The sequence below is a fragment of the Streptococcus sp. ELY_90 genome (assembly GCF_058314475.1).
The window spans coordinates 1-12,439 of sequence record NZ_JBZFUJ010000024.1 but is presented as its reverse complement, the minus strand read 5'-3'; the positions used below and the strand labels follow the sequence as shown (position 1 = coordinate 12,439).

At 42.8% G+C, this 12,439-nt stretch carries 12 protein-coding genes; 3 read left to right on the top strand and 9 right to left on the bottom strand.

Going from position 1 to position 12,439, the window contains the following annotated elements:
* Nucleotides 1-224 precede the first annotated feature (224 nt).
* The 3 genes from AC4HAF_RS10040 (at nt 225) to AC4HAF_RS10030 (ending at nt 3,167) form a co-directional block, all read left to right on the top strand.
* A complete protein-coding gene (locus AC4HAF_RS10040; protein WP_491090403.1) occupies nt 225-1,160 on the top strand; it encodes an FAD:protein FMN transferase in 936 nt (311 codons plus the stop codon).
* Between the two features lie 24 nt (nt 1,161-1,184).
* Nucleotides 1,185-1,787, top strand: coding sequence for an NADPH-dependent FMN reductase (locus tag AC4HAF_RS10035; protein ID WP_491097647.1), 603 nt, complete (start codon nt 1,185-1,187; stop codon nt 1,785-1,787).
* 132 nt (nt 1,788-1,919) lie between these two features.
* Entirely contained in the window at nt 1,920-3,167 is a 1,248-nt protein-coding gene (locus AC4HAF_RS10030) for an NAD(P)H-dependent oxidoreductase (RefSeq protein ID WP_491097646.1), read from the top strand.
* 142 nt (nt 3,168-3,309) lie between these two features.
* On the opposite strand, the gene AC4HAF_RS10025 is transcribed toward AC4HAF_RS10030, so the two are convergent.
* From AC4HAF_RS10025 to AC4HAF_RS09985, 9 genes are all read right to left on the bottom strand, one after another.
* Entirely contained in the window at nt 3,310-4,830 is a 1,521-nt protein-coding gene (locus AC4HAF_RS10025; protein WP_491097645.1) for an ABC transporter permease/substrate-binding protein, read from the bottom strand.
* A complete protein-coding gene (locus tag AC4HAF_RS10020) occupies nt 4,827-5,552 on the bottom strand; it encodes an ABC transporter ATP-binding protein (protein WP_491090399.1) in 726 nt (241 codons plus the stop codon). The genes AC4HAF_RS10025 and AC4HAF_RS10020 overlap by 4 nt, the downstream gene beginning before the upstream one ends.
* Complete coding sequence (locus AC4HAF_RS10015; RefSeq protein WP_491090398.1) at nt 5,549-6,007, bottom strand: MarR family winged helix-turn-helix transcriptional regulator; 459 nt, start codon at nt 6,005-6,007, stop codon at nt 5,549-5,551. Before AC4HAF_RS10015 ends, AC4HAF_RS10020 begins: the two co-directional genes overlap by 4 nt.
* A 240-nt stretch (nt 6,008-6,247) precedes the next feature.
* The gene (locus AC4HAF_RS10010; RefSeq protein WP_491097644.1) at nt 6,248-7,096 is read right to left on the bottom strand and encodes an HAD family hydrolase; all 849 of its coding nucleotides are present in this window, start codon (nt 7,094-7,096) and stop codon (nt 6,248-6,250) included.
* 124 nt (nt 7,097-7,220) lie between these two features.
* Nucleotides 7,221-8,345: an AI-2E family transporter gene (locus AC4HAF_RS10005; RefSeq protein WP_491097643.1), complete on the bottom strand. Its 1,125-nt coding sequence runs from the start codon at nt 8,343-8,345 to the stop codon at nt 7,221-7,223.
* 168 nt (nt 8,346-8,513) lie between these two features.
* Nucleotides 8,514-9,167 carry a YczE/YyaS/YitT family protein gene (locus tag AC4HAF_RS10000; RefSeq protein WP_491090394.1) on the bottom strand — a complete coding sequence of 218 codons (654 nt, stop codon included), beginning with the start codon at nt 9,165-9,167 and terminating at the stop codon, nt 8,514-8,516.
* A 419-nt stretch (nt 9,168-9,586) separates the two neighbouring features.
* Complete coding sequence (locus tag AC4HAF_RS09995; RefSeq protein ID WP_491097642.1) at nt 9,587-11,026, bottom strand: 6-phospho-beta-glucosidase; 1,440 nt, start codon at nt 11,024-11,026, stop codon at nt 9,587-9,589.
* A 48-nt stretch (nt 11,027-11,074) separates the two neighbouring features.
* Nucleotides 11,075-11,665: a histidine phosphatase family protein gene (locus AC4HAF_RS09990; protein WP_491097641.1), complete on the bottom strand. Its 591-nt coding sequence runs from the start codon at nt 11,663-11,665 to the stop codon at nt 11,075-11,077.
* Between the two features lie 45 nt (nt 11,666-11,710).
* Nucleotides 11,711-12,307, bottom strand: a complete 597-nt coding sequence (locus AC4HAF_RS09985; RefSeq protein WP_491090389.1) for a histidine phosphatase family protein — start codon at nt 12,305-12,307, stop codon at nt 11,711-11,713.
* Between the last annotated feature and the right edge of the window lie 132 nt (nt 12,308-12,439).

Below are 12,439 nucleotides of genomic sequence, written 5' to 3'. Positions count from 1 at the left end.
AGGAAAGCCTTTTTATTTTGGTCAAATTCAAGTAAATGCCTTAGTTATTGTCACCTCAGGACATACTTTCTGGAGAATTTTAAAAAAAGACAAACCTCCAAAAAGAAGTTTGTCTTCGGTCTGAGTTAAGCACCCGCTTAACTTTCTTTTTAATTTTCAACTTGATTTTACTTTCAGAAAACGCTATCATATTAATAAGAACCATTTTAAGGGAGGTGAAACAATTGCAGGCACAGCAAACTTTGCACCTGATGGGAACAACGATTGATATCGTGGTTGAAGCCAGCAATGCCAAAGAACTTGTCGAGAGTGCTTGCCAACTTTTAAACATCTACGAGTACCGCTTCAGCGCCAACAGTGATGATTCAGAACTAATGGCTGTCAATCATCAGGCCGGCCGGAAAGCCGTTGCAGTTCATCCTGATTTGTTTGAATTAATCCAAATCGGAAAAGAACACAGTTTAGAGAAACCCGGCAATCTTAATATTGCTATCGGACCTCTGGTACAGACTTGGCGCATCGGATTTGATGATGCCCATCTTCCGGATCCGTCTCAGATCGATGAACAGTTAAAGCTCATCGACCCGCATAATATTATTTTGGATGCTCAAAAACAGACAGTCTTTCTGGCCCAAAAAGGAATGAAGATAGATCTCGGTGCTCTGGCAAAGGGCTATATTGCCGATAAGATTATTGCCTATTTAAAAAATCAAGGCGCTGCTTCTGCTATGATTAATCTGGGCGGCAATCTTTTAGTCTACGGACCTAACTCAAAACGTCCCGGCGGTTTCTGGCATATCGGTATTCAAAACCCTAAAAAACCGCGCAATCAAAATGTTGGGATTGTTAAAGTCTTTAATCAGTCTGTCGTCACATCCGGCATTTACGAACGCCACCTGCAAGTTGGCGGAAAAGATTATCACCATATTTTTGATAAAAACACAGGCTATCCAATCGAAACACAAATGGCAAGTCTCAGTATTATCTCCGATCTGTCGCTTGACGGTGAGATTTGGACGACCCGTCTGTTTGGTCTGCCCATAGCGCTGGCTATGGAGACAATTAATCAAACCAAACATATCGAAGGCATCATCATTACCAGAGATGACCGCCTTGCCGTCTCAAACGGCTTAAAAAATACTTTTATCCCCCTTTACTAAACCTAAAGAAAGAGGTATGACATGATGAAACTTATTGGGTTAGTTGGTACAAATTCAAAAAAATCCACCAACCGCCAATTGCTGCAATACATGCAAAAACACTTTGCTGATAAGGCTGATATTGAACTGGTCGAAATCAAAGACCTCCCCTTATTCAACAAACCGGCCGATAAAAAACTCCCTGAACAAGTAACTGAAATAGCCGCTAAGATTGAAGCTGCTGACGGTGTCATCATTGGCACACCTGAATATGACCATTCGGTTCCTGCTGCTTTGATGAGTGCCTTAGCTTGGCTGTCTTACGGCATCTATCCGCTTTTAAACAAGCCTGTTATGATTACAGGGGCTTCTTATGGAACACTGGGCTCATCACGTGCACAGCTGCAGCTGCGCCAAATCCTCAATGCTCCGGAAATCAAGGCCAGTGTCCTTCCAGATGAATTTTTACTGTCCCACTCTTTAGAAGCTTTTGATAAAGAAGGCAATCTTACTGATTTAGATACCTTCCGAAAGCTTGACGCTGTTTTTGATGATTTTCGTATTTTTGTAAAAATCACTGAAAAACTGTCGAGTGCTCAGGAACTTCTGCACAAAGAAGCAGAAAATTTTGATTGGGAAAGCTTATAAAGCGGATTGAACACGGGCTGAAAGCGTCGAGAAAAAGACAGCCTGTCTGATGCGCCAGCGCATGGCGCGAGGCTCCTATTTTCTTCTCGCTTTCTTCACGCCCTTTGTATCTTATTTAAAGGAGAAAATAACATGAAATTTGTAGGACTTGTAGGCTCAAATGCAGAGCAATCGTACAATCGCAAATTATTGGAATTCATCAGAAAACAATTTAAATTGAAATTTGAATTGGAAGTATTAGAAATCGATGAAGTTCCGATGTTCAATCAGGATCAGGATTGGAAAGAAAGCTTCCAGCTGAGGCTTTTGTACAATAAAATCACACGCGCAGACGGTGTTATTATTGCGACCCCTGAACACAATCACACCATCACTGCTGCCTTAAAAAGCGTTTTAGAATGGCTTTCCTGTGAGGTACATCCCTTTGAAAACAAACCGGTCATGATTGTCGGTGCTTCTTACTACGATCAAGGAACATCACGCGCACAGGTTCATCTGAGAAAAATTCTAGATGCACCGGGAGTTAATGCCTACACCCTTCCGGGAAATGAATTCCTGCTCGGCAAAGCCAAAGAAGCTTTTGATGATAAGGGCAATATTATTAACAAAGGCACTGTCGAATTTTTGGAAACCTGTTTAGATAATTTTGTAAGTTATGTAGGAGTGGTATCAAAATTGCAAAAACCAAAACCAATTGAACCAGAAGACTTAGACTGCAACCATCCTATTGCAACATCTGTTACAGAAGTTGATCCGGACGATCCCGAATGGGTTGAAAAAGTTGCTGAGGTTACAGGTGCTGTTTCAGGAGATACCTATGTCAAACTGGATCACGGTATTTTGACAGTTGACCAGATCAATATGTTCTTGAAGGCTATGCCTTTCGAGTTAACATATTCTGATGACAACAACCAGTTCTTATATTATAATAACGCTCATCAAGATCCAGATACCATGTTTGCCAAACGTGTACCGTCGCAATCAGGCAGCCGCTTGTCAACGGTTCACAACAGTCTTCCCCCTGAACGAATGAAAAATGTCGAATGGGTCATCGGAAGCCTGCGCAACGGCAACGAAGAATACGTCCGCACACTTGTTCCAAACCCAAATCCGTCTGTGATTAACACCCATAACTATCAGGCGATGTACTATCCGGATGGTTCTTTTGCAGGAATCAACGAAATTGTCTTTAATTTCAGACCTTGGCTGGACTGGTATCTGCAGACAACCGGTCAAAGATTAGTCGGCGGTGCTGCAGGGGCTGACGCGACTTCAGGTGCTTCTGACAGCAGTTCCGGCGGCAGCGACGCAACCTCAGGGGCATCAGGCAGCACCGATGCAGGAGCTGCTGATGCGACTTCGGGCGCTTCTTCTCACTGATTTTTAGGATAGGTTAAAAAGGACAGGGACAAACGATTTAGCTACCGCTTGTCTTCTGTTTTTTACTTTAAAAAATGATAGATGCTTGCTGCAAGCAAAAACAGCTGTCACTGGCAGCTGTTTTTCTGTGGGTAAAGTGAGGTTAATCCAGCAATCCGGCTTTTTTCAGATAGTTGTGTGCTACTGTCTTTGCAGATTTGCCTTTTTCCTTGACTTGATAATTCATCTCACTCATCTGGGCTTCGGTGATTTTACCAGCCAGACGATTTAAAATCTTTTTGAGTTCCGGATGCTTTTTCAGCAATTCTTCCTTGAGCAAAGGTGCTCCCTGATAAGGCGGGAAGAGCTGTTTATCATCTTTTAGAACCAGCAGATTATAGGCTTTAATTTCTGAATCTGTTGAGTAGGCATCTGTTATGGCAACATCACCATTTTGAATGGCTTGATAGCGCAGAGCCGGCTCCATGGTAGAGACCTGCAAATTGAGACCGTAAAGAGTTTTCAGACCTTTATTGCCATCTTCTCTGTCATTAAATTCCAGAGTAAAGCCGGCCTTAGCAGAATTTTCGACTTTCTTTAAGTCAGAAATTGTTTGAAGGCCGTTTTCCTTGGCAAAGGTTTTTTTAACTGCTACAGCATAGGTATTCTGGTATTTCATCGGTTTTAAATAAACAAGATTATCTTGTTTTAAAATCCCGTCGCGTGCTTCCTGATAAACCTTTTGTGGATTGGTAGATGTCTGAGGAGGATTCTTTAACAGACTGGCAGTAACAGTTCCTGTAAATTCCGGATAGATATCAATATCCCCTTTTTTCAAGGCTTCATACAGGAAACTTGTCTTACCAAAATTAGGCTTGACCGTCACCGACAGATTGCTGTCCTGTTCGATTAATTCCTTGTACATATTAATCAAAATTTCAGGTTCAGGTCCCATCTTGCCGGCGATAACAATCTCTTCTTTATTCTGGCTGGCCTTTATCATGTTGGGCAGATAAGAGGCACCCAAACCGATTATCATAATCAAAAAGGCCAAGATTATCTTTTTCAAAGATGCTTTTTCCAAAATCTTGATAGCCAGATTGAACAAAATCGCTAAAAGCGCTGAAGAAATGGCACCGATTAAAATCAAGGAACTGTTATTGCGGTCAATCCCCAACAGAATAAAGGAACCAAGACCTCCGGCACCTATCAGCGCTGCCAAGGTCGCTGTTCCAATAATCATGACGGCTGCTGTTCTGACACCGGAAATCATAACCGGCATAGCCAGAGCAAGTTCGAATTTTTTAAGCCGCTCCCACTTAGTCATCCCAAAAGCCTGACCAGCTTCAACCAGACTGGGGTCAATAGTCGTTAGACCTGTGATGGTATTTTGCAAAATGGGAAAAAGCGCGTAAATAACCAGAGCAGTAACAGCCGGCACTGTTCCAATCCCTACAAAGGGAATAAAAAGTCCCAATAATGCTAGAGAAGGAATGGTCTGAAAGATCCCTGAAATCTGCAAAACAATCTCTGTCAGACGCTTGCGGTGGCTGATGACGATGGCCAAAGGAATCGCAAGGATCATAGCCAGTAAGAGCGACAGCAAAGAAATTTGCAAGTGTTCCACTAAGGACTGCAGCCAATCAGCAAAACGGTCTTGGAAGGTCGTGATTAAATCCGTCATTGTCTGTCACCTCCAAATAAGTCTGCCACAAATGCATTAGCAGGAGACTTCTCAACTTCCCTAGGACTGGCCAGCTGAACGATTTTCCCTTTTTGAAAAACAGCTACCCGATCCGCTAACTTCTTCGCTTCATCGATATCGTGAGTCACAAAAACGATTGTTATCCCTAGCTCTTTTTGAAGAGAAAGCGTCAGATCCTGCAGCTGTTTTCGAGAAATCGGATCCAAAGCCGAAAACGGTTCATCCATCAAAAGGATAGAAGGGTTAGCGATGATAGCTCGTAAAATCCCGACCCGCTGCTGCTCGCCGCCTGATAAATCTCTAGGATAGCGCTCCAAATACTTATCCGCACCCAGTCCGACTTTATTGAGTAAATCCTTGGTTTTTTCCAAGCGCTCCTCTTTTGGCCAACCCTTCATCTCAGGAATCAGTTCAATGTTTTCCCTGACTGTCAGATTCGGGAAAAGAGCAATTTGCTGCAAAACATAACCTGTCGACAGGCGCAAATCCCGCAAAGGAAGGGCTGTGACAGCCTGCTCGTTCAAATAGATTTTCCCCTGACTGGGTTCAATTAAACGGTTGATCATCTTTAGCGTTGTTGTTTTGCCGCTGCCGCTGGGGCCGATTAGGACAAAGAATTCCCCTTCTTCAACTTCAAAATTGAGGTCATCCAGCACCTTTTCCTGTCCGTAAGACTTGCTGACATTTTCAAAACGAATCATAGTTTCTCCTTCCACCTGGGACTGGCGGCTTCTAAATTTTGCATCACCTTAGTCAGATCTTTTTCAAACTGCTGAATTTCTTCTTGCGAGAAACCCTTGTAAAAAATTTGGCCTAAGGCTTGACTGACTTTCTCGCCGACAGTTTGCTGCGATTTTCCCAGATCTGTTAAATAATAGCAGCGCTTGCGTTTGTCTTTAGGATGGGGCTGTGAAACAATTAAGCCTTGTGTTTCTAAGCGCTTTAACATCTTAGTCAGCGTATTATTAGCCAGTCCGGTCTTTATGGCTATATCCGTTGCTGTCAAGGGCTCTGTCAGCCAAAGGCAGCTCAGAATTTTGCCCTGCTCTCCTGAATAAACAGCTCCTTCTTCGTCAGCCAGAAGCCTGTTGAACAGGCGCCCGTTCAAAAGATTGATGTGACTGATTAAATAACCGCCTCTTGCTAGTTCAATCATGTGATCTCCTTTGCATTTATTTCTAAATAGAATTATTTTAAGTATACAATTTTTCTTTTGAAAAATCAATTATTTCTATATAGAAAAAGACAGGACCGAATTTAAAAAATTTTTCCGCTAAATTCCTTGTCCTGTCTTTAGTTATTTTTTATAACGATAGAAACCGTTTTACTTAGTCTAAACGACTCTTTTTACTCTTTAATTGCTGTTTCTTTTCAATTATCTTAAGAAAATCTATCTTTAATCAGCAAGCAGTCCTAATTTTTCAAAGGCGTTAAACAGTCCGTCGTCTTCAACATCATCTGTCACCATATCTGCCATGGCTAAAATTTCAGGTCCGCCATTGCCCATGGAAACCCCTGTCTCACAGTATTCCAGCATAGGAATATCCACTTTGGCATCACCAAAAGCAACCGTATCTTGTTTATCGGCAGCCAGATGCTGCAAGAGGACATCAATAGCGTGAGCCTTGGTGATATCTTTGACACCCAAATCACCGAAAAGCGCTGTTTCTCCTCGACCGCCCCAAGTTCTGACTTTCAGATCAGGAAAGGCTTTTTGGGCATCCAGATAGTCTTGATAAGAATCAAGTACGAAACTGATTTTGTTGAGGTCATCACGGTAAAGGTCACCGCCAAAAACAAGACCGTGCAAGGCATCTTCGACCTCTTGATGTTCAACTTCTGCTGACGTTTTCCCTTTGCGCATGCTATAAATTCTGAGGGTTTCGCGTGCACGCTCTTTGAAGTTCCTGCTGGCAAAAAGGCCGTTGTTGCTTTCCAGATAAAATTCCAGGCCGCGTTCGTGCAGCCAATCAACAGCAGCTTTAGCCTCCGCAGGAGAAAGCAGCTGGTGCATAATGACCTGACCGTCATATTCCACATAAGAGCCGTTGCCGCCAATCATACCATCCAAACCGATAGCCCAAAGTTCCGGCTGTACTTCTGCCCGGCTGCGTCCTGTTGAAATAAAGACCAGATGACCATTTTGCCGCGCCTTGCGGATAGCTGTTATGGCTGACTGAGGAATGCGATTGTGATAATCCACCAGAGTTCCGTCTACATCCAAAAAAACAATCTTTCTGTCCATCTATATACTCCTAATGATTTTCTAGCTTTATTATAAGTCACGAAGCCTGTAAAAAGATAGTGCCATTCTTTTAATATCTGATACTATCATACTATTTTAAAAGAATAGCAAAAAGCCAAGGCTTTTAACTGCCTTGACGTTGCTTTTGAGCTTGTTTTTTATAAACATGGTCTTTGATGATTTGGTAGAGACTGGCTAAAATCGGAACTGCAACCAGCATGCCGACAATCCCTGCCAATGCGCCGCCAAGTGTAATAGCCAAAAGCACCCACATTGACGGCAAACCGATTGAGCCGCCGACCACTCTCGGATAAATGACGTTGCCTTCAAATTGCTGCAAAAGAACGATAAAAATCAGGAAAATGATGGCCTGTGAAAATGACTGGGTCATGATTAAAATAAGACCGATGGTCACCCCGATATAGGCACCTACAACCGGTATTAGGGCTGTAAAAGCAATCAAGATACCGATAGTCGCGGCATAAGGCAAACCAAGCAGCATCATCCCTACTGCAGTCAGACTGCCCAAAATCATAGCCTCTAAGGTTTGACCGACAAAAAAGCCGTGAAAGCGCTGATGTAAGATATCACGAAGATAATGGACTTTCTTAGCATGACGCCCAAGATAAGTATCTACCAGAAGATTAAACTGATAACCTAATTTTTCCTTATTGGCCAGAACATACATGGAAAAAATGATACTGACAAAAATGGAAATTACGGCTGAGGCAATAGATGTTACCGAAGCCAGAACATTGGTCAATACACCTAAAAACTGACTTAAAATTTGCCGGCTGTAATCCGAGATTAAGCTGCTGAGCTGTGTCTCTGTCCCAAAGGCTGCTAAAATTTTTGAAACCCATTTGTTGTGCTGAACGTCATTGATAAGCGCCTGAATGTCTTTGGGATCGATAGCTAAGAGTGACTGAAGACTGGCAATCAAATCCGGCAGGACAATGGTGAAAATTAATGTGACAACAAGAACAAAAGTAGCATAAGCCAAAACCATGGTCAAAGGACGCTTAGCCTTTTGCAGCTGAGGTGATTTTAGCAGCTTATCGTACAGCCTTTCATAAGCACTCATGACAATGTTGACAATATAGCCGATTGCTGCGCCCGCTAAAAAAGGAGACAGAGCAGAAAAGAAAGTATGGAGTAATTCTGCTCCCTTAAACCAATTTGTCATAGCTGCATAGCAAATGACAAAAACGAAAACAGGATACAAAATATAATTTTTATTAAGTTTCATAAGCTCTATTATACACTAAAATCAGATGAAAGCTAAGGTTTTCGTTTGCTGCTTTCCTTGAGCGACACAGACCTGCCAAGTGCATTATCCCAGATGAGCTCAAGAATCTAAAGGGGTACATACAAGCAATTCTTATTAGCTCAAAAGACAGATGATGTTTATCGGCTGCTATTTTGCGGTTTGATTGTGCAATCTTGTCAGCAGCTTTTCCGAGCAGGGATGGCAAAAGGCAATAACCCGCCCGGTCATCAGCATAGCAACAACTGTCCCAAGCCCAATACCTAAAAAGCCCTGTTTGAAAAACCAGCCTAAAAATAAGGCAATGAGAATGCAAGCGGCATCCAAAAGATTTTTGCCAAAACCGAAATTTCTGCGGCAGACAAAACCCAGCGTATTTGCCAGACCGTCCGCAGGATTGGGAATGACCTGCATGGCAATTGTTAAGGAAGCGCCGACCCCGGTTAATACAATAGCTATAAAAAGCAGCAGCCACTTGGACAACGGACTTTGCGGTATAGGTAAAATATTGTCATAAAGCTGAATAAAAAAACTGGTCAAAAAACTGGCAATGACCTGCAGCAGCTGTACCGCTTCAAAATTCTTCCTCAAAAGGCAATACTGCAGGAAAATCAAAAAACAGTAATAGATAAATGTGGCTGTCCCAATCGAAAGCTTGAAAATCTGTGCAGCATTATAAGCAACCGAAATAACAGGAGACACTCCTAACTGTGTTTTCGTATTGAGACAGATTCCCGCTGCCAAAATAACAATTCCCAGCAAATAAATCAACAGCTGCTTCAACCCTATTTTCTTTGTGTCCAACTCATCACCAAACTTTCTAAACTTCAAGTTTTATCACAACAAACCAATCGCCTGACGTTTTCTCGTTGAAATACCAAACCTTAAAAAGCGGCTTAAGCCGCTTTAGGTTGTAGACAAACTCTCAAAACTAAATTTTCTCTAAAATTTCAACATAAAATAGTATCACTTTTCTATTTTGTAAAATAATATAGAAACGATCAAAACCTGCCCCGATACTTTCCGATGTAGCAAAAGAGGCAGAAACTTACTGTTTCTGCTTCTCGGAGATTTTGAGACCTAGGCTCAAAATCTAGGTATGGAATTCCGAAGGAAGTCGCTACCGTCCGTGCTACCTAAGGAAAGTATCATAACAAAATATTACTTTTTGAGAAAATAGACTTTTTCTTCAGTCTGAAGCGGCTTAAGCCGCTTTTTTGTCCTTAATCAATGTCTGTTCCATTTGACGCTATGACTTGCTTGTACCAGCCAAACGACTTTTTCTTGGAACGCTTAAGAGTGCCATTGCCGGCATTGTCGCGGTCAACATAGATGAAACCGTACCGTTTCTTCATTTCACCTGTTCCTGCTGATACCAGATCAATACAGCCCCAAGTGGTATAGCCCCAAAGTTCAACACCATCTTCATTGATCGCAGCATTCATGGCTTTGACATGTTCGCGCAGATAATCAATGCGATAGTCATCTTCAACATAGCCGTTTTCATCCGGCACATCCACTGCACCAAGGCCGTTTTCAACAATAAACATTGGTTTTTGGTAGCGGTCCCAGATCGTATTTAAAGTAATCCGAAGACCAAGCGGATCAATCTGCCAGCCCCACTCTGACGATTTCAAATAAGGATTCTTAATGGAAGCAAAGATATTTCCCTGTGTTTTTTCATTTGCCTTTGGATCGGCAGAAGCAACACGGCTGGAATAATAAGAGAAAGAAACAAAGTCAACGGTGTTTTCTTTCAGAAGCTGCAGGTCCTCATCAGTCATGACAATGTTCAGACCGTCGCGCTCGAATTGCTTTTTAGCATAAGTTGGATACTCCCCGCGCGCCTGCACATCGATAAAGAAATAGTTGGAACGGTCTTCCTGCATAGCTTTCCAGTAATCATCAGGATTGCAGGTATTTGGATAATACTGACCGGCAGCCAGCATGCAGCCAACCTTGTTATCAGGGTCAATTTCGTGAGCTAATTTAGTTGCGATAGCTGATGCGACCAATTCATGGTGAGCAGACTGATACTTCACTTCTTCTTCGTTTTCGCCCTCTTCAAAATAGAGACCTGCACCCATAAACGGCGCGTGAAGAATCATATTGATTTCATTGAAAGTCAGCCAATACTTGACCAGTCCTTTATAACGCGTAAAAAGGGTGCGGCAGAGACGTTCGTAAAACTCTAACATCTTACGATTGCGCCAGCCGCCGTATTCTTTAATCAGATGCATCGGACAGTCAAAATGCGTAATGGTCACCAGCGGCTCAATACCGTACTTATGGCATTCTTTGAACAAGTCTTCATAGAACTGCAAACCGGCTTCATTAGGTTCTGCTTCATCTCCCTTAGGGAAAATGCGTGTCCAGGCAATCGACAGACGGTAGGTTTTAAAGCCCATTTCGCCGAAAAGCGCAATATCTTCCTTGAAATGATGGTACATATCAATGGATTCTTTGGCCGGATAGAAATAACCGTCCTCAAAGTCGAACATTTTCTTTTTTCCGGCAATAATAGGAAAACGGTCTTCACCGATCGGTACGACATCAACATTAGCCAATCCGCGGCCGTCAGCATCATAAGCCCCTTCGCATTGGTTGGCAGCTGTCGCGCCTCCCCATAAAAATCCGTCTGGAAATGGTTTTAAAGTTGTCATTTGCTTCTCCTTTTATTTCTATGCAGTCTGCGCAATCAGATTCATTGATCAGCGCTCTTCTTCCTTGATATACAGCCTTTTGTCCTGAACCGGATCAGTAACAGACAGCAGATCAAATCGGCCTTTTTCATAAGTAAATTTTAAAATTGTACAGTTAGTCATGCGGATAGGCGGATAGTTGGCGATGACCTGACGGTAAAACTGAGCAATAGCTGCTCCGTGGCTGACCATAAGAATGCTTGAAGGGTCTTTTTCAGCTTCCAACACCTGACGGATCGTTTGTTCCATTCGCTGCCGAACATCTAAATACGATTCCCCGCCGTAAGTTACAAAATAGTCACCATAACCGATATCACCCTGCAAGGGAGGGTTGAGGTATTCCTGCTGACCCTCGAAAGCGCCAAAATCCTGCTCTTTCAGCCCTTTCAGCCGCAGGTAGTCAGTTCGTCCGCTGGCTAATTCAGCTGTGTCACAGGCCCGTTCCTGCGTGGAGGCATAAATGCTGTCAAAAACAATTCCCTTTTGATCAAAATAATGCTTAGCAGCCTTGGCCTGTTCAATACCCAGCTCAGTCAGCGGCGAATCACTGGCTCCCTGAATGCGCTTTTGCACATTAAAGCGTGTTTGCCCGTGCCGCATTAGATAAAGTATTCGCACTGGACTAAAATCTCCTTTATAATTCAATTATAGTTCAATTTTTTGTTCAGTCAGCGGATCAATGACACTGACTAAATTCAGCTGGCTGGCAGAATACTCAAACTGACAGACAGCGCAATTGCCAAAACGAAATCCCTGCGGGAGCTTCTGCTCAAGCTTTAAAATAAGACCGTAAAGAGCTGCCCCGTGGCTGACCATGAGATTTGTCTGTTCTTCTTCACCGGCAAGTACTTCTGTAATCGTATCATAAACACGCTGACCGACCTGAATAATATCCTCACCGCCGTAGGGAACCAGTAAATCCTCGAAAGAATTGCTGCCCGGTCTGAATTTTGGCAGTAAAAGCTCTGGCTGAGCCTCAAAAATACCGAAATTCATTTCTTTGAGCCCCTTCAACTGCTGATAGGGAAGATCGGTAATCAGTTTCAAAGTATCTGTCGCTCGTTCTTGGGTTGAAGAATAGGCTCTGTCAAATAAAATTCCCTGTTTCTGAAAATAATCTCTGGCTTGCTTTGCCTGAGCAATACCTTTTTCAGTCAAAGGGGAATCGCACCACCCCTGAACCCGTTTTTGTGTGTTAAATAAAGTTTCTCCGTGGCGCATGAGATAAAGTATCTGAGCCATTCTTACACTCCTTATATTATATTTAGTGCAGTTAGCTACTGCCAAAGCCCAAGTGATACACTTGGAATAAGCCACTGTGGATTAGTTAATCTTCTCCAATCGCTTGACGATTTCGAAAAGGCTCTAACCACA